Origin of the sequence: Streptomyces sp. NBC_00554 (assembly GCF_041431135.1) — a bacterium.
GTDB lineage: Bacteria > Actinomycetota > Actinomycetes > Streptomycetales > Streptomycetaceae > Streptomyces.
In genome coordinates this window covers 913673-932597 of the sequence record NZ_CP107799.1, presented here as the reverse complement: position 1 = coordinate 932597, position 18925 = coordinate 913673, and the positions used below count along the sequence as shown (strand labels likewise).

Sequence of the window (18925 nt, the reverse complement as noted above, 5' to 3'; positions counted from 1 at the left end):
TTCATCGCGTCGAACTCCTCAACAGGCTCTTCTCAACAGTCTGTTGGGAAGGGGCAGGGGAAGGGGAAGGGCTTCGTGTGGTGTGCAGCAGGGGCGCCCAGCCGGCCGTACCCGTGAAGTCGCGGCCGCCGGACGGGACGATGTCCATCACGACTCGGTCCGGTCGCAGCAGTGCGGCGTCGGCCCGCCCCGTGCGCAGCCAGTCGGCGAGGCTTCCGTCGTCGCCGAGGCCGGCCACGGAGAGGATCCGCGCGCCGAGACCGTCCGCGACGGCCTTCAGCGAGGGGGAGAGCGGTACGGCGGTCAGCACGGCGAAGGAGTCGCCGAGCAGTTCGTCGAAGCGGGTGCGCCGCCCGTCGACGCTCACCCACGGCTGCGGGCAGAAGCCGCCGACGAGACCGCGCCCTCCGACGAGACCTCGTCCACCGACGAGGCCGCGCCCGCCGAGGCGGACACGGCGCCGTACGAGTGGTCCTGCGGTCAGCGCCGGACTGAGGTCACGGGCGGCGGCCGCGGTCACGCCGGGGATGCGGACGGCCGTGCCCAGGACGCCGCGGCGGAGGGCGGCGGCACCGTCCTGGCCGCCCGTCATGGCCCAGCCCATGGCGACCGCGAGGCGGATCACATGCCGGGCGTGGGGCTTGCGTTCACTCTCGTACGTGTCCAACAGCCGCTCGTCGGCGCCCTGTTGCAGGACCCGGGCCAGTTTCCAGGTCAGGTTGTAGGCGTCGCGCAGGCCCGCGCACAGCCCCTGTCCGACGAAGGGCGGGGTGAGGTGGGCCGCGTCGCCGAGGAGGAAGACGCGACCTCGGCGCCAGCGGTCGGCGATACGCGCCCGGAAGGTGTACTGCGCCTGCCGCAACAGCTCGAAGTCGGCGCCGTGCGCGAGGTCCACCCATGGGGCGAGCAGCTCCCGCAGCCGCTCGTGATCCAGTTCCGAGTCGTCCCGCAGCCGGAACTCCCAGCGGTAGCGGTCCTCGCCGATGCGCATGAACGTGGCCGGACGCTCGGCGTCACAGATCTGGTCGACGCCTTCCCAGCAGCGCACCGGGAGGCTGGTGCGCACGTCGATGACGGTCCAGCGTTCTTCGAAGTGCAGGTCCTCCCAGGCGGCGCCGATGGCGTCGCGGGTGAGGCCGCCCGCGCCGTCGCAGCCGAGGACGGCGTCCGCCCGCAGCAGATGTTCGCCCTCGTCGTCCCGGTAGGTCACACGGACCGGGTCGTCGCCGTCCTGTTCGACGCCGACGACCTCCACCCCGCCGCGCAGTTCGCACTCCGGGGCGCGGGCCAAGGCGTCGCGCAGCACGCGCTCCAACTCCGGCTGGTCGAACATGCTGGTCTGCGGGAAGCCGTGTGCCCCCTGCGCGGCGCGCGGGAACTCGGCCATCACCCGGTGCCCTGCGTCCAGCAGCCGCAACCCCCGCGCGGGGCGGGCGATGGCGGCGAACTCCGCCTGGACCCCTGCCGCTTGGAGAATGCGGCGCACCTCGTCGTCGGTGGCGACGGCACGCGGCAGGGGGTAGACCTCCCGGTGGCGTTCGAGGACGACGGTACGGATTCCACGCCGGGCGAGCAGGAGGGCGGCGGTCACACCCACGGGCCCGGCTCCGACTATCACCACGGGTACCTCTGCCGAGTTGTGCTCGACGGTCATGTGCGGCTCGATTCGGGTCGGGTCTCAGTCGGCGTCGGTCACGGGGGTGCGCTGCTCGCCGAGGTCGATGCGCCCGTCCCCGGTGGCGATGGTCACGGTCACCTGGTCTCCGTGGTGCAGGTAGTGCGGGTTCTTGGCCTGGGTCTTGAAGAACGCCTTCCACTTCAGCGCGGGCGGCAGCAGCGCCCCGAGCTTCTCGACCGGCTTGGGCGGAGCCTTCAGCGCCGTGCCGCCGGGGGTGCCGGTCAGCAGCAGATCGCCGGGATCGAGGGTCTGGAACCGGGCAAGCAGGGTCAGTGCCTGCGCCGGTCGGACGATCATGTCGGCGAGGGTGCGGTCCTGACGCAGATCCCCGTTGACGTTCAACTTCAGCCGCAGATCCAGGAGATGGGCGAAGTCCTCCGGCTCAAGCAGCGCCAGGTAGGGCCCGGTCGGCGTGAAGGTGGGGTACGACTTGCTCTCGTAGAACTGCGTCTTGGTGAGCTGTACGTCCCGGGCGCTGACGTCATTGGTGATCACGAGCCCGGCGACGTACGAGGGCAGGTCCCGCTCCTCGACCACGGTGCCCACAGGCAGCGGCGCGCCCATCACCAAGCCCAACTCGGCCTCGTAGTCGAGGAACTTCACATGCGACGGCCGGACGATCGCCTCGTCCGGGCCGCTCACCGATCCGGACGCCTTGCGGAAGAAGGCGGGCGGGATGTCGCCGGTGAAGCCCGAATCGCGGGCGTGGCTGCGGTAGTTGACCATCTGGGCGACCACCCGGCAAGGGGTGGTGACCGGGGAGAGTGCCACCAGGTCGGCCACGGGTGTGCCCGTCTCGCCAGAGAGGGCGGTCTCCCGGACGGCGTCGCGGTCGGCCAGCAGCTCGGCGGTGGTGACGGCCTTGGTGTCGATACGGACAGCGCGCGCGTCGCGCACCACCCACCAGCCATCGGCGGTACGCAGGACGTTGGTGCTCATATCAGTGCCTTCATAGGGGAGTCGGGGGTTCAGGAGTTCGCGGCCTTGAGCAGGCCAAGGAGGCGCGCCGGGTCCATTTCGTTGTCGCCGCGCAGGGCCTGGATGACATCGCGGACCCGGGCGGGGGAGGGACTGGCGCCGAGGAAGTCGCGGGTGGCCGGCGGGCCCCACTGGGCGAGGCCGCTGGTCGACATGGGTGCCCAGCCGGGCTCCAGGTCGCAGGAGAACAGGTCGCCGTCGGCGAAGTGCTCCAGCATGAAGCGGTCGGGGTCGCGCCAGTAGTCGAAGAGCTGGCTGCCCTGGATGTGCCGCCCGATGCCCCAACTGCGCTTGTAGCCACGTTCGTTCAGGTACTCGCCGCCGGTGGCGAGCGAGTCCAGGTCGGTGACCTGGTAGGCGGAGTGCACATAGCCGTTGCCCGGCCCCAGATGCATGGCCAGCGTGTGATGGTCGACCTCCGCACCGCCCCGGTCGCAGCGGACGAACGCCATGGTCGGACCACGGTCACGCTGCCCGTCCAGGAACAGGAAGTCGGACACGATCATGCCCAGCGTGTCCAGATACCAGTCCAGGGCCCGGGCGAACACCCGCGTCTCCAGCACCACATGCCCCAGGCGCTGGATACGGGACGGTTCACGCGGCGGGCGCTGCGTGGCATTCCTGCGACGGTGATCGGTGCCGAAATTGAGCAGCAGCGGCCGCTGTTCGGGCAGCGCAGGCAGTTCCTCGCCACAGTGCACGACGCGTACGGGGAAGCCCGAGGGGTCGAGCAGGTTCACGGCACGGCCGCCGCCCGGGACGTCCGCGTCGCGTACGTCCGTCCCCGTCGCCCGGGCGAGCCGGTCCAGGTCGGCCCGCTCGGCCGCGCGGAACACGGGGCCGATGAAGCGGCTAGCGCGCCCCTTGCGGATCACCATGCACGGTGAGCCGGCGAAGCTGCCGCGCAGCCACAGCTCGGACTCGGTCCGGGCGGCGATCGCGAACCCGAAGTCCCGCCCGAAGACCTCGGCGCGGTCCAGGTCGGGCTTCTCGAACTCCAGCCAGGCCAGGTCGGCCACCTTGATCACTGGATTCCGCGAACGTCCTGGATGCTCTCCGCGCAGGGCACCCTGCGCGCTGTGGAGGTCCTGGTGGGCCGTCCTGACGTCCGTGACGCCGACCGCGTTGACGCGGGTTTCGGACATGGTGTCCTCCAAGCAACATTGCCGTAATGAGGAAATCATCAACTTTGATTCTTCGATCGTCAATAGCTTGCCGCAAAGGAACTGATGGATTCATCAGAACTGTGGAGGTGTGGGACTCCGTTGCTAAGCTCGCGCGTATGCCGACGTCAGCCCCGCCCAGCAACCGCTTCGAACGGCGTCGCGCCGAGACCCGCCAGGCGCTCGTCCGCGCGGCCCGGCGGATACTCGCCGAGACCGGGGACACCAGCGCCAGCATCCAGGTGATCGCGGAGCGCGCGGACGTCGGCTTCGGCTCCTTCTACAACCACTTCGAGTCGAAGACGGAACTGTTCGACGCGGCCGTGCGGGACGCCCTCGAGGAACTCGGCCAGACCTTCGACGAGCACCTGCGGGGCATCGACGACCCGGCGGAGCTCGTCGCGGCGGGCTTCCGCCTCGGCGCGCGCCTGGCCGACTCCCAGCCCGAGCTGATGCAGATCCTGCGCCACCGCGGCCTCGGTCACATCCACTCCGACTCGGGCCTGGCTTCGCGTGCCATGCGTGACCTGGAGGTCGGCATCGCCTCCGGCCGTTTCACCATCGCCGATCCGACCGTCGCGCTGACCGCCTTGGGCGGCTCCCTGCTGGCGCTGGTTGAACTGCGGTTCGCCCGGCCGGAACTCGACGGTGACGAGACCGCGTCGAACCTCGCCGAGATGCTGCTGCGCATGCTGGGCGTCCCGCCGGAGGACGCCCACGACGTCGCCCGGCGCCCGCTGCCCGACCTCGGCTGACGGGAAGAGCGCCGTGTCCAAGCCTGTCGTCCGCGAACCGCAGCGACGCAACTCGCGTTCCAACCGGGCCCGCATCCTCGCCACCGCCCGGCAGGAGCTCGGCCGGAACCCCGACGTGACCCTGGAGGAGATCGCGCGGGCCGCCGGCGTGGTCCGCCGTACGCTCTTCGGGCACTTCCCGGGGCGCGCGGCCTTGCTGGAAGCGCTCGCCGAGGAGGCGTCCGAGGCCCTGCGCGGCACCTTGGTCCGGAGGCCCGACGCGGAGGAGACACCCCAGCGCGCCCTGGCCCGGTTCGTCCTGTCGATCTGGCCCGTCGGCGACCGTTACCGGCTGCTCCTCGCCCTCGCCCGCCAGGACCTGGGCACGGAACGGGTGTCCGAGATCCTCGCCCCGGCCCGCAACGAGGCCACCGCCATCCTCGAACGGGGGCAGCGTGCAGGCGTGTTCCACGGCCACCTGCCCGCAGCCGTGCTGAGCGCCGCCCTGGAAGCCCTGAACCTCTCCCTGTTGGAGAGCGTCAACACGGGGACGTGGGAGGACGACGGGACGCGCACCGCGGTGGCCACCCTGGTCGCGGCGGGCGTGTCCGAGCAGACGGCGACCATGACCGTCGAGGGTGTGGCGGCGGACATGCGGGCCGAAGGCTCCCACGGCTGATCCCGTACCGGACACCCCCGACGGATCACGCGGACGTCGAACTCGGGCGGAAGGTGACCGACTTGCCGGTGAAGTGGGCGTTGATCCCCTTCGCTGTGGTGGTGACCGACCTCAGGTGCAGGCCCTCGGGGATGCCCCGGAGAGGGACGGGCTCTTCCAGGGCCTTGTCGAGCAGCGCCTTCACGGGAGGGATCAACTCGCCCTCGGCGATGCGAAAGTCCGAGAAGGCGATGCGGTTGCCGTCGGCCACCGATACCGCCGCGCTCACGGTCACGTCACCGGCGAGCGGCAGGCCGACCGTCGCTTCGACCCGGCCCGGCTCGTCGCCCTGCGAGACGTCCAGGCCGAGCGCCTCCGACACGTCCTCGTACGACAGGAAGGCGGTCGCCTCGACACTGCGCGCATGGGCTTCGTCGGCGTTCTCCGAGGTCTTCAAACCGTCGATGCCGACTGTCAGTTGCGTCACCGGCAGGAGCCGCGTCGTTCCGCGGGCCGGTATGTCATGCGCGGTGATGTCGACGTGCCGCAGGTTCCCCCGGGCCAGTTGCGTCAGTACGGGGAATCCGCTGACGTGCACCGAAGGCCGCTCCGGCGTCCCCATGCCTTCCTGGAACGCCTCGGCCGTACGGCTCTCGGCACGGGCCGCGGCAACTCGGTCGACGACGACAGCCCCGACCAGCAACGCGGCCAGGGACGCGACGGCGAGGATCCTGCGCCGCCTCCTCGGGGTCGGGGAGCCCACATACAGGGCGCCGTCTCCGTAGTACGGCTCGCCCATGGGCTCCTCGTCATGCTGGGACTGGTACATGGCTTTCCTCTCAGGAAATTCAGGAAGTTCGGGAGATTCAGCAAGTTCGGGAAGTGATCTCCGGTCGTTGGCGCGAACCGCCGGGGCCGGACATGGGCGGGGCTTCTAGGTGGTGCGCTCAGGGCGGCTGGACTCGCGGAGCTGCGCGAGGGCGAGATCGCCGTCCGTCCCCACCGCGATCAGGGCGGCGGTCGCGGCGCGCGTGCCGTCGTCGCTCCAGGTGCCGGCGTTCACACACTCCAGGAGCGCCAGCAGGAGCCCTTCGAGCGCCCGACTGAGCGGCTCGGGCGGGACGTTGGTCCGGAAGACGCCCTGCCGCTGGCCCTGGGCGATGATCGACGCCGCCATGTCGCGGGCGGGGGCGAGGACTTCGTCCACCCGTTCCGCGCACAGGTCCTGGGGCGCGAGTCTCAGCAGCGTGCGATACCGGTCGCCGACGGGCCACAGGGCCGCGACGAAGCGTGTCATCGCGGTGACGGCGTCAGGGGCGGGGTGCGGCATGGCCGCCAACGCGTGTCGCAGTGCCTCCGCGGCTTCCGCGACAAGGCCTTCGATCAGCGCGGACCGACCGGCGAAGTGGTCGTAGACGGTGCGGCGCACCACGCCGGCGGCCTCGGCGATGTCCCCGAGGCTGCTGTCGGGATCACGGCCGAGTTCCTGCCGTGCCGCTTCCAGGATGCGCGCCCGGGTGAGCTGTGTCTGGCGCCGCCCGCCGCCTGTGACGTGAGGGCTGGTCATGTCGGACCTCCGGTCGACGGGGGAGGGCAGCCCGATATTTGCACACGGATGGGCAATAAACTAGTCTGCACATCGTTGGGCAAGTAACTGTGCGGTGCGGTGGCCGTGCCCGCACCGTTCCCGCCGATCCACGAACCCCGTACCTGCCGCTTTCGCCCTGAGGAGCTTCCGATGCCGCTCTTTGCCAACACACCCGCCGAGAAGATGACGGGGCCCTACCCGCGGCGCTGGTGGGCTCTGCTGGTGCTGTGCCTGAGCCTGCTGATCGTGGTCATGGCGAACACGTCACTGATCGTGGCCGCGCCGGACATGACCACGGACCTGGGCCTCAGCAGCAGTGACCTGCAGTGGGTCGTCGACGGCTACACCGTCCCGTACGCCGCACTGATGCTCGTACTGGGCTCGATCGGCGACAAGTACAGCCGTCGCGGTGCGCTGATCCTGGGCCTGCTGATCTTCGCGGGGGGTGCGGTGATGGGCGGCCTGGTCGACGAGACCATCCTCGTCATCACCGCCCGCGCGATCATGGGGGTGGGCGCCGCCGTCGTCATGCCGGCGACCTTGTCGCTGCTGGTCGCGATGTTCCCGAGGGGGGAGCGGGCCAAGGCGATCACCGCCTGGAGCGCCACCTCCGGCCTAGCCATCGCCGTCGGCCCGCTGGCCGCCGGCTGGCTGCTCGAGGACCGCGCCTGGGGCTCCACCTTCCTGATGAACGTACCCCTCGCGCTCGTCGGCGTCGTCGGCGCACTCCTCCTCGTGCCGCCGTCGAAGGCGGACAAGATGGGCAGGATCGACTACGTCGGCGGTCTGCTCTCGATCGTCACCGTCGGCAGCCTGGTCTACGCGACCATCGAGGGCCCGCACTTCGGCTGGGGCGTCGGCCCGATCACCGCGGTCGTGGTCGCCGCCGTCGGACTGCCCGCCTTCGTCGCCTGGGAGTTGCGGCACCCGCACCCCATGCTCAACGTGCGCAAGTTCAAGGAGCGCCCCTTCAGCGGCTCCATGCTCGCGGTGCTGTTCTTCTTCTTCGGCACCTTCGGCTCGATCTACTACTCCACCCAGTTCCTGCAGTTCGTCCTCGGCTACAACGCGCTGGAGACCGGCGTACGACTGCTGCCGCTGGCCGGAGCCGTGTTCGTCGGCGCCGCGGTGACCGGGCGACTGGGCCCGAAGCTCGGCGTGAAGCTGGTGGTGGGCACCGGCATGGTGATCGGCACCGCGGGAGTCTTCCTGCTCACGCAGATCGAGTCGGGCTCGACGTACACCGACTTCCTGGCGCCGCTGCTGATGCTCGGCTTCGCCATCGGCCTGAGCCTGTCCCCGGCCACCGACACCATCATGGGTTCCTTCCCCGAGTCGGAACTGGGCGTCGGCGGCGGCGCCAACGACACCGCGCTGGAACTCGGCGGCTCCCTGGGCATCGCCATCCTCGGCTCGCTCCTCGCCACCTCCTACAAGGACAAGCTGACCGGCCTGGTCGGCGGCCACCTCCCGGGCGCGGCGACGGACACCGCCACGGACTCGGTGGGCGGCGGCCTCGCGGTCGCCGAGCAGGTCGCGAAGAACCCCGACGGCGGACCCCAGCAGGCCCAGATCCTGGTCGACGCGGTGCACGAGTCCTTCGCCCACGCCATCGCCCACACCAGCCTCATCGGCGGCATCATCATGGCCGCCGGAACCGTCGTCGTCCTGTTGGTCCTGCCCGGCGGCAGGACCGCCGGCAAGCACGGCCAGGAGGAGCCGGTGGAGCCGGAGGCCGGCCGGGACGAGGAGTACGTCGACTCGGTCCAGTGAACCGGTCAGGACCCCTGAGACCTCTGTCCGACCTCGTCCTGTCGAGGCCGGACAGAGGGCGTAGGCCAGCGGCAGGGGCGCACTCGGTCCGCCGCCGGCGATGCGTACGCGCCCGTACGGCGTAGCGTCGACAGTGTGGACGTCACCGCGGACAGCCTCATCGCCCGTGCCGCGCATCATGAGCTCACCCGGAGCGCGGACAGGCTGATCGCCGACGTGGAGAGGTGCCTGCGGAGCGAAGTCCCGGAACTGTGGGAAGACCCGGGAATGGCCCGACTGACCTCGGAGAACATCGCGGAGCACGTTCTCGGCGCGCTGACCGGCCTCGAGCACGGCGTCGACCCGAGCCGGATCGATCCGCCCGCCGCCGATGTCGAACGCGCCCGTCGGCTGGCCCGCCACGGGATACCCGTCACGGTCATGCTGCGGGGCTACCGGCTTGCGCAGGGCATCGCCCTCGACCGGCTGCTCGAAGTACTGTCCCGGCTGACCAGCGACCCCGAGCTGATCAGCGCGGCCACACGCAAACTGGTCGCGACGACGACCGGATACGTGGACCGCGCGTCCGAGCAGGGCGTCATCGCGTACCAGGAGGAGCGGGACCGCCGACTGCGGTGGCGGCTGTCGATGGTGAACGAGGCCGGGCTGCGCATCGGCACCACCCTGGACATCGCCCGCACCACCCAGGAACTGGCGGACCTGGCCACCGAGTACTTCGCCGACCTCGCCATCGTCGACCTGCTCGACTCCGCGCTCCACGGACCCGCAAACCCGGTGGAGAGACAGCTCGTACTGCGCAGACTCGCCCTGCGATCAGTGACGGACGACCACCCGGAACCGACGATCACGCCACAGCAGCTCCACACCTACCCGGACGGCTCACCGCCCGACCGCGCCCTGACCACCGGCCGGCCCGAACGCCACCACCCCGACGGGAGCCGCACGGCGGAGCCACCGCCGGTCCACTCGACGCTGGTGGTGCCCCTGCGTGCACGCGGCACCACGCTCGGCGTCGCCCAGTTCTCCCGCCACCGCAACCCCGACCGCTACGACGACGAGGACCTGCTCCTGGCCCAGGAGATCGCCGCCAGGGCGGCCATAGCGGTCGACAACGCCCGCCGCTACACACACGCCCGCACCACCGCCCTCAGCCTCCAGCGCAGCCTGCTCCCGTCTCGTACGCCACCGCAGTCCACCGTGGAAGTCGCCTGCCGCTACCTGCCCGCCGGCGCCCAGACCGGCGTGGGCGGCGACTGGTACGACGTCATCCCGCTGTCCGGCGCCCGCGTCGCCCTCGTGGTGGGCGACGTCGTCGGCCACGGCGTCCACGCCGCCGCGACCATGGGCCGGCTGCGGACGGCCGTACGCACCCTGGCCGACATCGACCTGCCGCCCGACGAGCTCCTCACACACCTCGACGACGTCGTCATCCGCCTGTCCGCCGAAGCGTCCATGGACCCGGACACCGTCACAGAGGCAACGGACGTGGGCGCCACCTGCCTGTACGCGGTCTACGACCCGGTGAGCAGTTGCTGCACCCTCGCGCGCGCAGGCCATGTGCCGCCCGTCCTGGTGCCCCGGGACGGCACCGCCGACATCCTCGACCTGCCCCCGGGGCCGCCGCTGGGCCTGGGCGGGCTGCCGTTCGAAGCGGCGGAGGTCGAACTCCCCGAAGGCAGCCTCCTCGCCCTCTACACCGACGGTCTGATCGAAGCCCGCGACCACGACATCGAGACGGGCCTCGCCCTGCTCCGCCGGGCCCTCGACCAGCCCGCCCCCTCTCTGGAGGCGTCCTGCGACAAGGTGCTCGAAACCCTGCTGCCGAGTCGCCCGGACGACGATGTCGCCCTGCTCCTGGCCCGCCCCCATGCCCGTGGCGACCTCCAGGTCGCCAGCTGGGACCTGGAGTTCGACCCTGCCGCAGTCTCGCGTGCCCGATCGAGCGTCTCCGAGCAGTTGAGTACCTGGGGCCTGGAGGACCTGGGCTTCACCGCCGAGCTGGTGGTCAGCGAGCTGGTCACCAACGCCGTCCGCTACGGCCGACCCCCCATCCGGCTGCGCCTGATCCACGACCGCACCCTCCTGTGCGAGGTCTCCGACGACAGCAGCACCACCCCGCACCAACGCCGCGCCCGCGTCTACGACGAGGGCGGCCGCGGCCTGCTCCTGGTCGCCCAACTCGCCGAGCGCTGGGGCACACGCCACGCCCGGCACGGCAAGACGGTCTGGGCGGAGCTGAGCGAGTCCGCCGGGGTTCCGGCATTTGCCGCTCTGTAGCCCGCGCCGAACGCAACTGTTCGGATCGCCGGTCCCATCATCCTCGTGGCCAAAACGCTCGCCTTGAACGGCGTACTGGCGGCCCTCGACACTTACGCCCTGAAGCGCCTCGGCCTCGCGGCCCGCCGTCAGGTGCCGCGCCGGGTCCGAGCCGTGGGCGTCCCCAGGAATGAGAAGGAGTGATTCGCTCGATGAGTGACCACCCGCAGGTTCCGCCGGCCGTCCGGCCCCGCTCGACGACCGGCCTGCCGTCCCGCAGAACGGTGCTGGGTGCCACGTTGGCGTCTGCTGTGGGAGGTGTGCCGCTGCTTGCCGCCGCACCGGCCGAGGCCGCGCCGAACGCGACGGCCGACCTCCTCCACATCGGTACCTGGGGCGTCGGTCAGGTGCACGCGATCCGGTTCGACCCCGCCCGCGCGACCATGACGCCGGTCGGGCCGGTCGCGCAGGTCACCTCGAACTGGATGGTCGCCCACCCGACGCGGGCGATCCTGTACGTGGCCGGCGGCGAACCGGGCGGGATCATCCGTGTCTTCCACGTCGACACCGCCTCCGGCGCGCTTGAGCAGTTCGGGGAGATCGAGACGGAGAGCACACCGGTGGGCGGTCTGTCGTACATGGGAGTGGACGTCCACTCGCAAACGCTCCTGGCCGCGGACTTCCCGGCCGGCACCGCCGTATCCGTCCCGATCGGCGGGGACGGCGGACTCGGCGCCGTGGCGTCCCGGGTGCAGGACACCGGTTCCGGACCCCACCCACGGCAGCAGGGTCCGCACGCCCACCACGTGGTCACCGACCCGAGCGGCAGGTTCGCGCTGGTCGCGGACTTCGGTGCCGACCGGGTCTTCGTCTACCGCTTCGACCGGGCCGCGCGCGAGCTGTCCGCCGGTACGCCGGACGGCCCGCGCACCTACGCGACGGCGCCGGGATCGGGGCCACGGCGTCTGGCCTTCCACCCGAGCGGCAGAACCGTCTACCTGCTGAACGAGCTGACCGCGGACATCCAGACCCTGCACTGGAACCCCGAGGACGGCGCGCTGACCCACCTTCAGAGCCTGCCGACCGACGCACCCGGACACACCGGCACCACGAGCGCCGCCGAACTGGCCATCAGCCGCGACGGCCGCTTCCTCTACACCTCCAACCGCGGCGAGAACACCCTGCTCGTCTTGTCGGCGGACCGAAGGACCGGCCTGCTCACCCAGGTACAGCGCATCTCCTGCGGGGGACTCACGCCCTGGAGCTTCTCCCTTCATCCCAGCGGGAGTTGGCTGTTCGTCGCGAACCAGGCGAGAAACACGGTGAACCTCTTCGCCGTCGACCCGCGGTCCGGACAACTGACGGACACCGGCGCGTCCGTACCCGTACCGAAACCCGACTGCGTCACCTTCACCCGGTGCTGAGCTCGGCGGACGCGCGCATGTCACAGCGCAGTCACAGAACCTTCGCTCACCCCGCGTGTGCCGGATGATGCCTCCTCAGGCACACCATTCCCAGGGGGGATCATGCGCACCCTCATTACCATCGCGACCGTCACAGCCGCGCTCGCCGTCGCCCTCGTCGGCTGCAGCAGCGACGAAAGCGGCGACGAAACCAGCGATGATGCAGCGAAGACCACGCCCAGCGCCACCGCGTCCGAGGTCACGCCCGACCAGCCCTCCGCCACCGCCACCGCCGTCGGTATCCCGCCCGTGCCGACAGGCGCCGACCGTGAGGTGTTGCTCAGGGCTCTCGCCGCCGCCAATCCGGACACCGTGAAGTACGAGGCCAAGGCCATCGACGCCGCACGCAATCAGTGCAGTGCCGTCGAGAGCGGCAAGGCCGACTGGCTCGCCTCGCAGCGCTTCACGTACAAGGACGTCACCACCACCGAGGCACAGGGCAAGCAGATCAACGCCGCCCTCGAAGGACTCGGATTCTGCAAGGTCTGACGGCCGCTGCCGCTGCCGACGACGAGGACGTCGGCCACATCGCCGACCCGTCACGAATGTCTTCGGTACTTGTAGCGTAGCCAATTCGTCATGATTTGCCCGGATGTTCGACGGTCGGCAGGATGCCCTGTCGGCAGCGGTGCCAACCCCGGACAAGCCGGGCCGCATCGTTTCGGGGCGGGCGCGAGTACGGTGTAGGAACTGAGGACTCTTCCTGGGCAGATGCCGGCAGGCAGTCGGCGGACCGTACGGATCCGGACGAAGTCGCCGGGCCGCCGCTTCGAAGCCCACCACGTGTCCCTGCAGGAGCAGCCCGTGACCCCGGCCGCGCCACCCGCACCGAGGTCAAGGAGTTCCGCATGTCAATCGGTTCCACCACGTCCGCGGCCGAACCCCCTTCAGCGGTCGCGCCGCCGAACGCTGTCCGGTCGCCCGAGGTATACGACGGGACGGGCCCCTTCCCCGCGGAGGTTCCGACTCCGCCACGGAACAGCGGCGAGCGGTTGTACGTCGCTGTGACCGCGGCGATCGTCGTCCTGCCGTTCGTGGCACTCGGCCTCGCCGGCTGGTTGCTGTGGGGGAGTCTCATTCACCCCGCCGACATCCTGCTCGCCTTCGTCCTCTACACAGTCACGGGCCTCGGCGTCACGGTCGGCTTCCATCGCGGGCTCACCCACGGCAGCTACCGTGCGGTGCGTCCCGTGCGCATCTCGCTGGCGGTGGCCGGGTCGATGAGTTTCCAGGGCGATGTCATCGGCTGGGTCGCCACACACCGCCGCCACCACGCCTTCACCGACCGGCCGGGGGACCCTCACTCGCCGTACCGCTACGGCACGCATCTGCGCGGCCAGTTGCGCGGACTGCTGCACGCGCACGTCGGCTGGCTGTTCCGCAACGACAGTACGCCCGCGGACCGTTACGCCCCCGACCTGCTCGCCGACCGCGACATCAGCGCCGTCTCCCGCGCCTTCCCGGCCCTGTGCGTCCTCACGCTCGCGCTGCCGTTCGCGGCGGGCTGGGCCATCGGAGGAACCTGGGTGCACGGGCTGACCGCCCTGCTGTGGGCGGGACTTGTGCGTATCGCACTGCTCCAGCATGTGACCTGGAGCGTGAACTCCCTGTGCCACATGATCGGCGAGCGCCCGTTCCGCACCCGTCGCCACGACCGGGCCACCAACCTGTGGCCGCTGGCCCTGCTCTCCTTCGGTGAGAGCTGGCACAACCTCCACCACGCCGACCCCACGTGTGCCCGCCACGGCGTGGACCGCGGCCAGGTGGACCCCTCCGCCGCCGTCATTCGACTTCTGGAACGCGTCGGCTGGGTGAGCGAGGTGCGCTGGCCGGCCCCGGACCGCGTGGCCGCCCGTCGCCTGTGAGCCCGGACCGTCCGGCCGAATCCGGTCCACCCTTTCCGCACGGCAGTCGACAGGAGCCCGCATGACCGCCGTACTGCAGCCCCCGCTCACCCCGCATCCCCTGCTCCGCCTGAGCCTCGCGCCCCACAGCGGCCTGCCGCACCACATCGACGGTGCGTGGTGGCCCCACTCGTACGACCTGCTCGCGGAACTCCCGCGACTGCTCGCCGGGTTGCCCCGCACCTGGGGTCACATCGCCGGCGTCACGGTCAACGGGGCGACATGGCCCGCGACACCCGGCCGGATGCTCGTCCTCGACCGGGTCGTGCGCCTGCGCAGATCCACGGCCACGTCCGCCCCGCACACGGTCTGTCTGCTTGCCCCCAACCGGGGACGATGGGACCTGCTCGTCGTACCGCCCGACACCCCGCAGGACACCGCCGAGCAGCTCATGGCCGCCGCCGCGGCCGACGGTGTCTGACCGGGCGGCGGGCGCGGCCGGCGGCCCTTCGGGCGGACGACGTCAGTTCGGTGGCAGGACCTCGGACGACCGGACAGTGGTGCGCTGCGTTCTCCGGGCGTCGATCCGGTGGATCACGCGTGCCGCCGCGACGGACAGGATCAGCAGGGTACTGAAGGCCATGGCGGTGACCATGAGGCTCACATCCCTATGAGCAGGCGGCTCGGGCCGGCCGCCGCAGCGGCCGGGTAGGGCGAGGCGCCGTCCTCGTCCCCGGAGGTCTCCGGGGAATCCCGGTCCGGGTCGGCCACGGAGCTGCCGTGGACGGCTTCCTCCGCCGCCATGAGCGCGCTCGCGGTGGTCGCGGTGCCGCTGCTCTCGCTCGCGGCGGCCATCAGGCGTGCGGCTGCCGCGGTGCTGGTCTCCGGCGGGATCACCAGTAGGTCCCAGCAGCCGGCGGTGTACGACAGCAGCAGGATCTTGTGAGGGTCCAGCTCCCGTGTGAACCAACCGACCTTCACCACATGGCCGTTGACGGGCACCATGTCCGGGAGGCCGGGCCAGTACGTCGGGTTGACGGCGATCCGGGTGATCCGTCCCCACAGCGGGTCCAGCATGTCGGCCAGGGTGGAGAGTTCCTGTGTCAGGTCCCGGGAGCGGGGCCACCAGGCGCCGTCCAGAAGTCCTCGGGTGGTGCTCACGGGCTTCAGCGCGAGACGGGCGGTCGGGGCCCTGAAGGGCACGATCCGCAGCGGCGGACGGTCGGTGGTCGCGGACATCTCGCGAACCTGTCTCCCAGCCGCTGCATTTGGGCAGCGGCCCGGTGTCGTCACTCGCCGAGAACGACACCGGCGTGGAGGCCGGTGTGCGAAATACTCTCGATGCCCCCACGCTACTCCCCCGGGAGGTCGAACGGACCCCGGCGAGGCGCGGGTTCGCAGCGCTCCCTGCATGCCTTCGACGTGTACGCGGCCGCTCACATTCCTTGCGCCGGAGCCGATGCGCGGGCGATGACGGCCCCGGCAGGGCCACGAGGATTCGTACGGTGGGCCTCATGCCCGCCCTCGGAGTCCCAGACCCTTTCCCTGGTCGAGTCCCAGTCGGCCTCGGCCGCGGTCCGGAAGAAGTCCGCCTCCTGGATCAGGCCGCTCGCGGTGAGGCTGCGCGACGGATCCGTTGCGGTGGTCATCAGGCGGGCGGCTGTGGCCGGACTCGTCTCCGGCGGGATCACCAACAGGTCCCAGCGGCCGGCGGTGTAGGAGAGCAGCAGCAACTTGTGCGGGTCCTGCTCGGCCTTGAACCAGCCGACCCGCACGACGTGGCCGTGGACGGGCACCCTCCGAGGAACGACCGGCCAGAACGTGGGGTTCACGGTGACGTGGGTGATCCGCCCCCACAGCGGGTCCAAAACCGCGGTGAGCGCCGGGAGTTCGGCCGCCAGATCCCGCGTGCGGGGCCACCACGCACCGTCGATCAGTGCCGGAGTGGTGCCGGCCGGTGCCAGCATGAGCCGGAGCGGTGACGGGGAAGGGGCCCGGTCGTCGACCGCCGGTCCGTCCAACATGGTCGCGGTCATGACATGCCCTCAGCTCCCAGGACGGCCTGAACCGGCCCGGTGTCGTGGATCGCCGAAAACGACACAGGCACAAGCCGGTGCGCGAAGTGTCCTCGGTAGTTCCAGGCTACTCCTGGCCAGGGCCCGACGGACGGGGGCGAGGGCACCGGCCGAAGTGCCCGGGCACGGCTGCCGTCGTCAGCGGATGGGACGCCGTCCGGAACGCCGGGACCCTCGTACGGCGAAGAAGGCCACATCGGCCACGAAGAGCACGATGCCGATGACCAGCAGATAGCCCAGGCCGTCCGCGGCCGCACCGATGATTCCCAGTACGACGGCCACCAGGACGAGCAGCAGGAAGAGCGCCATCACCCGAACACCTCCTTGTACTGCGTGTGGGCGATCAGCGGCGCGCGAGTTTGCGTTCGCCGTTGGCGCCCGGTTTGTACGTCATGCCGTAGTACTGGAAGATCGCTTCCTCCTGCTCGGCGGGCAGTACGTCGTCCGTGCCGATCGACGGTGCCTTCCGTGCCTGCCCCTTGTCGTAGGGGACCTTGACGTAGTCCGGCCCGAGCACCGCCTCGTCGAGGGGGACGAAGACCAGTCGCTGGCGGCTGAGCAGCCCCGTCCGGACGGTGGCCATGGCGGGTTCGTCGGTCGCGGTGTCCACATAGATCGCTTCGAGCGTGCCGATCTTGCGCTGCTTCGGGTCGACCACGTCATGGTTGCGCCACTCGCGGATGTCCGCTGAACGGATCATGCCCCTGCTCCCTGTCTGCCCGCCGACCATGGCACAACGGCCCCGGCGTCTACGCACCGGGGCCGCCCTTCCGGGTCGCCGCACGTGAGAGTGCACCGGCCCACTTTTCATCGTATGACCGGAATGCTCTTCCGGCACCGGGGATGCCGCGGCAACACCACTCTTGGTGCTGCGAAGCGGCCACCGGCGCGAGTGCCTACAGGCGCAGCAGGCGCTCCGTGAGCTCTCGGTACTGCCTCAGGGCGAGCCGGTACTCGGTCGACTGTGTTTCGGGGTCCTGGTCCTGCCAGCCCGCGCGAAGGACGCGCCGACGTTCCGCGAGGGCGTTCACGAGCTGGGTGGTGATCTCGTCGAGGGCTCCGTCGGAGTCCTCCAGCGCCTGGCGCGGGCTGTCGGCGAAGGTGTTGAGGGCCATGTGGAGGCGCTTGGTGAGCTTGGCCCGTGCGTCCGGCGCGAGCAGCGACTCCGGGCCGGAGATCTGACGCCCTGCGGAGCCGGGCCGGTTGTCCGGGGGCTGTTGGGCGCGTGTCTGGTCGTACATCATCGTGTGCCGCTTTCCTGTGCGTCGTGCCGGCCGGACCTGGCGCTGCATCCGTCTATGAGTACGGCTGGCGTCGCGATGTCGATCACGACGGCGGGACGCGGCTGCCACTCCCCAACTCCTTGTGGGACCTTGCGTGTTGAGCCTGCCGGGTGGCGCTCACGCGACGTGGGCACCACCCGGGGTTGTCATGGTCACCGCCTGAAAGCGTGCCCGGTCTTCTCGCCGGGCTGCTTCAGGTTGCCGGAGACCCGTTCGGCCCTGCCGTGCGCTCCAGTTTCCTGTCGCGGCCGGCCCGGCCGAAAGCTTCCATGATCCTTCCCTTCACTTCCTGCGTCTTGCCTCTTGAGCGTACGTCCAGCGCTCATGGTCGGCCTCGTCGCTGAAGGTGGACCACCTGCGCTGCTGCCGTGATCCGTACCATCGCCGGACCTCCAGATCGCGGAGTTCCTGAGTTCCGCGGGGTCCGGGCGAAGCGGGAAGGCGGAATGCGTCGCCCGAATGATCCGGAGTGGCATGGCCCTACGCCGTGCCGTCAGTGAACGCCCGGCCACATCCTGTGTCAACGTGATGTCGACATGGGGGAGTTTTGGGTGCCGGCCGGGGCCGATGGGGCGAAGGAAGCTTCGGCGAGCGCGCCCGCCGGTCCAGGTGTCGAGTAGCCATCCGTCTCGGACAGTACGCGCTTACGTCGCACGGTATCTGCAACCTTTGGGCAGGGCTACGCTGTGGGTGAGGCCCACCGGGTCCGTCGCTGCGGCCACCGAGCCGTGGGTGCGGAGCCTGAGTACGGCAGACCGGCTGTGATGCTCACCGGCCATGGCTGCGCGGACGCCGGGACCGGCCACACGGACCGGCCTACGGGATCGTCTGGTCGTCGTCCCAGTCGGGGACGCGAAATCGGGGACACGAACTTCAAGTACCACGGCTTGGCCTACCAGCCCGGCGCGGCCGGCGAGCAGTGACTCGCCGGCCGCTGACGGCTCTCCTCCAGGGCGGCTCCACCCAGGCTGGACACCGCGACTGCGCTGTGAGGTAGGCATCATGTATCAGGCGAAATCGCCCCACGCGGCCGAGGGGATCCTGACGGCCGCGCCCTTGCCGGGGGATGCGCTCCTGATCGCGGAGATACTCGAACTACGGGTGGAGAACGATCAGTTGGTGCATGCGCTGGCGAGCCGTGCGGTGATCGACCAGGCGCGCGGCATGGTGATGGCCCTGGCACCGTGTTCCAGTGAGAGGGCCTGGGATCTGCTGGTGGACGTGTCGCAGCACTGCAACGTCAAACTCCGGGACGTGGCCGCGGCTCTGGTCGCCTCGCCGAACGGTGTGACACTCCCGGAGCAGATACGCCGGGAGCTGCGCGGGGCGATGCGGCGTCTCCACGCGGTCGACCGGCGGTGACAACCTGAATGCCCGGCGGCACCGGGAGCTGTGATCTCAACTCTCCGGTGCCTTCGTTCGGGCCGACCGC

General features: G+C 70.5%; 20 protein-coding genes. 10 read left to right on the top strand and 10 right to left on the bottom strand.

The genetic code is table 11. The annotated features are described in order from the left end of the window. Position 1: 1 nt before the first annotated feature. Genes OG266_RS04350 through OG266_RS04340 form a run of 3 tightly spaced genes read right to left on the bottom strand, consistent with a single transcriptional unit; the run spans position 2 to position 3801 of the window. The gene (locus OG266_RS04350) at positions 2-1654 is read right to left on the bottom strand and encodes a bifunctional 3-(3-hydroxy-phenyl)propionate/3-hydroxycinnamic acid hydroxylase (protein ID WP_371542931.1); all 1653 of its coding nucleotides are present in this window, start codon (positions 1652-1654) and stop codon (positions 2-4) included. Between the two features lie 24 nt (positions 1655-1678). Next, positions 1679-2617 carry a fumarylacetoacetate hydrolase family protein gene (locus OG266_RS04345; protein ID WP_266472161.1) on the bottom strand — a complete coding sequence of 313 codons (939 nt, stop codon included), beginning with the start codon at positions 2615-2617 and terminating at the stop codon, positions 1679-1681. A 29-nt stretch (positions 2618-2646) separates the two neighbouring features. Further along, positions 2647-3801 (bottom strand): VOC family protein, encoded by a 1155-nt coding sequence (locus tag OG266_RS04340; RefSeq protein WP_371542928.1) that lies wholly within the window; start codon positions 3799-3801, stop codon positions 2647-2649. Positions 3802-3938: 137 nt separating this feature from the next. Here OG266_RS04340 and OG266_RS04335 point away from each other — a divergent pair, with 137 nt between their 5' ends. After that, positions 3939-4574 carry a TetR/AcrR family transcriptional regulator gene (locus OG266_RS04335; protein WP_371542925.1) on the top strand — a complete coding sequence of 212 codons (636 nt, stop codon included), beginning with the start codon at positions 3939-3941 and terminating at the stop codon, positions 4572-4574. Positions 4575-4587: 13 nt separating this feature from the next. After that, on the top strand, positions 4588-5232 hold the full coding sequence (locus OG266_RS04330) for a TetR/AcrR family transcriptional regulator (RefSeq protein ID WP_371542922.1): 645 nt from the start codon (positions 4588-4590) through the stop codon (positions 5230-5232). A 25-nt stretch (positions 5233-5257) separates the two neighbouring features. Here OG266_RS04330 and OG266_RS04325 read toward each other — a convergent pair whose 3' ends face one another. Then, a complete protein-coding gene (locus tag OG266_RS04325) occupies positions 5258-6040 on the bottom strand; it encodes a DUF2993 domain-containing protein (protein WP_371542919.1) in 783 nt (260 codons plus the stop codon). Between the two features lie 105 nt (positions 6041-6145). Beyond that, positions 6146-6778: a TetR/AcrR family transcriptional regulator gene (locus tag OG266_RS04320; RefSeq protein WP_371542916.1), complete on the bottom strand. Its 633-nt coding sequence runs from the start codon at positions 6776-6778 to the stop codon at positions 6146-6148. Between the two features lie 171 nt (positions 6779-6949). Between OG266_RS04320 and OG266_RS04315 the strand changes: the two genes are divergently transcribed. The 7 genes from OG266_RS04315 to OG266_RS04285 all read left to right on the top strand — a co-directional run bounded on the left by OG266_RS04315 (position 6950) and on the right by OG266_RS04285 (position 14616). Continuing rightward, the gene (locus tag OG266_RS04315; RefSeq protein ID WP_371542913.1) at positions 6950-8572 is read left to right on the top strand and encodes an MFS transporter; all 1623 of its coding nucleotides are present in this window, start codon (positions 6950-6952) and stop codon (positions 8570-8572) included. 135 nt (positions 8573-8707) lie between these two features. Continuing rightward, a complete protein-coding gene (locus OG266_RS04310; RefSeq protein WP_371542910.1) occupies positions 8708-10849 on the top strand; it encodes a SpoIIE family protein phosphatase in 2142 nt (713 codons plus the stop codon). 45 nt (positions 10850-10894) lie between these two features. Beyond that, positions 10895-11032: a hypothetical protein gene (locus OG266_RS04305; RefSeq protein ID WP_371542907.1), complete on the top strand. Its 138-nt coding sequence runs from the start codon at positions 10895-10897 to the stop codon at positions 11030-11032. Between the two features lie 8 nt (positions 11033-11040). Beyond that, complete coding sequence (locus tag OG266_RS04300; protein ID WP_371542904.1) at positions 11041-12252, top strand: lactonase family protein; 1212 nt, start codon at positions 11041-11043, stop codon at positions 12250-12252. Between the two features lie 102 nt (positions 12253-12354). Continuing rightward, complete coding sequence (locus tag OG266_RS04295) at positions 12355-12780, top strand: hypothetical protein (protein WP_371542901.1); 426 nt, start codon at positions 12355-12357, stop codon at positions 12778-12780. Positions 12781-13139: 359 nt separating this feature from the next. Next, positions 13140-14156, top strand: a complete 1017-nt coding sequence (locus OG266_RS04290; protein WP_371542899.1) for an acyl-CoA desaturase — start codon at positions 13140-13142, stop codon at positions 14154-14156. Between the two features lie 61 nt (positions 14157-14217). Beyond that, positions 14218-14616, top strand: coding sequence for a DUF5994 family protein (locus OG266_RS04285; RefSeq protein WP_371542896.1), 399 nt, complete (start codon positions 14218-14220; stop codon positions 14614-14616). Positions 14617-14795: 179 nt separating this feature from the next. Here the strand turns inward: OG266_RS04285 and OG266_RS04280 are convergent, their stop codons facing one another. The 5 genes from OG266_RS04280 to OG266_RS04260 all read right to left on the bottom strand — a co-directional run bounded on the left by OG266_RS04280 (position 14796) and on the right by OG266_RS04260 (position 17454). After that, positions 14796-15374 (bottom strand): DUF5994 family protein, encoded by a 579-nt coding sequence (locus OG266_RS04280; protein WP_371542893.1) that lies wholly within the window; start codon positions 15372-15374, stop codon positions 14796-14798. A 197-nt stretch (positions 15375-15571) separates the two neighbouring features. Continuing rightward, the gene (locus tag OG266_RS04275) at positions 15572-16171 is read right to left on the bottom strand and encodes a DUF5994 family protein (protein ID WP_371542891.1); all 600 of its coding nucleotides are present in this window, start codon (positions 16169-16171) and stop codon (positions 15572-15574) included. A gap of 177 nt (positions 16172-16348) precedes the next feature. Beyond that, entirely contained in the window at positions 16349-16519 is a 171-nt protein-coding gene (locus tag OG266_RS04270) for a hypothetical protein (RefSeq protein WP_371542888.1), read from the bottom strand. Between the two features lie 34 nt (positions 16520-16553). Further along, a complete protein-coding gene (locus OG266_RS04265; protein ID WP_266472124.1) occupies positions 16554-16910 on the bottom strand; it encodes a PRC-barrel domain-containing protein in 357 nt (118 codons plus the stop codon). 196 nt (positions 16911-17106) lie between these two features. After that, positions 17107-17454 (bottom strand): hypothetical protein, encoded by a 348-nt coding sequence (locus tag OG266_RS04260; protein ID WP_266472122.1) that lies wholly within the window; start codon positions 17452-17454, stop codon positions 17107-17109. A 1041-nt stretch (positions 17455-18495) separates the two neighbouring features. Between OG266_RS04260 and OG266_RS04255 the strand changes: the two genes are divergently transcribed. Further along, entirely contained in the window at positions 18496-18855 is a 360-nt protein-coding gene (locus OG266_RS04255) for an ANTAR domain-containing protein (RefSeq protein ID WP_371542885.1), read from the top strand. The last annotated feature ends 70 nt before the right edge of the window (positions 18856-18925 follow it).

Excerpts from the sequence above, each read along its gene's own strand:
- OG266_RS04350 (WP_371542931.1), bottom strand. The coding sequence starts at position 1,654 with ATGACCGTCGAGCACAACTCGGCAGAGGTACCCGTGGTGATAGTCGGA.
- OG266_RS04345 (WP_266472161.1), bottom strand. The coding sequence starts at position 2,617 with ATGAGCACCAACGTCCTGCGTACCGCCGATGGCTGGTGGGTGGTGCGC.
- OG266_RS04340 (WP_371542928.1), bottom strand. The coding sequence starts at position 3,801 with ATGTCCGAAACCCGCGTCAACGCGGTCGGCGTCACGGACGTCAGGACG.
- OG266_RS04335 (WP_371542925.1), top strand. The coding sequence starts at position 3,939 with ATGCCGACGTCAGCCCCGCCCAGCAACCGCTTCGAACGGCGTCGCGCC.
- OG266_RS04325 (WP_371542919.1), bottom strand. The coding sequence starts at position 6,040 with ATGTACCAGTCCCAGCATGACGAGGAGCCCATGGGCGAGCCGTACTAC.
- OG266_RS04320 (WP_371542916.1), bottom strand. The coding sequence starts at position 6,778 with ATGACCAGCCCTCACGTCACAGGCGGCGGGCGGCGCCAGACACAGCTC.
- OG266_RS04315 (WP_371542913.1), top strand. The coding sequence starts at position 6,950 with ATGCCGCTCTTTGCCAACACACCCGCCGAGAAGATGACGGGGCCCTAC.
- OG266_RS04300 (WP_371542904.1), top strand. The coding sequence starts at position 11,041 with ATGAGTGACCACCCGCAGGTTCCGCCGGCCGTCCGGCCCCGCTCGACG.
- OG266_RS04295 (WP_371542901.1), top strand. The coding sequence starts at position 12,355 with ATGCGCACCCTCATTACCATCGCGACCGTCACAGCCGCGCTCGCCGTC.
- OG266_RS04290 (WP_371542899.1), top strand. The coding sequence starts at position 13,140 with ATGTCAATCGGTTCCACCACGTCCGCGGCCGAACCCCCTTCAGCGGTC.
- OG266_RS04285 (WP_371542896.1), top strand. The coding sequence starts at position 14,218 with ATGACCGCCGTACTGCAGCCCCCGCTCACCCCGCATCCCCTGCTCCGC.
- OG266_RS04280 (WP_371542893.1), bottom strand. The coding sequence starts at position 15,374 with ATGTCCGCGACCACCGACCGTCCGCCGCTGCGGATCGTGCCCTTCAGG.
- OG266_RS04275 (WP_371542891.1), bottom strand. The coding sequence starts at position 16,171 with ATGACCGCGACCATGTTGGACGGACCGGCGGTCGACGACCGGGCCCCT.
- OG266_RS04270 (WP_371542888.1), bottom strand. The coding sequence starts at position 16,519 with ATGGCGCTCTTCCTGCTGCTCGTCCTGGTGGCCGTCGTACTGGGAATC.
- OG266_RS04265 (WP_266472124.1), bottom strand. The coding sequence starts at position 16,910 with ATGATCCGTTCAGCGGACATCCGCGAGTGGCGCAACCATGACGTGGTC.
- OG266_RS04260 (WP_266472122.1), bottom strand. The coding sequence starts at position 17,454 with ATGATGTACGACCAGACACGCGCCCAACAGCCCCCGGACAACCGGCCC.
- OG266_RS04255 (WP_371542885.1), top strand. The coding sequence starts at position 18,496 with ATGTATCAGGCGAAATCGCCCCACGCGGCCGAGGGGATCCTGACGGCC.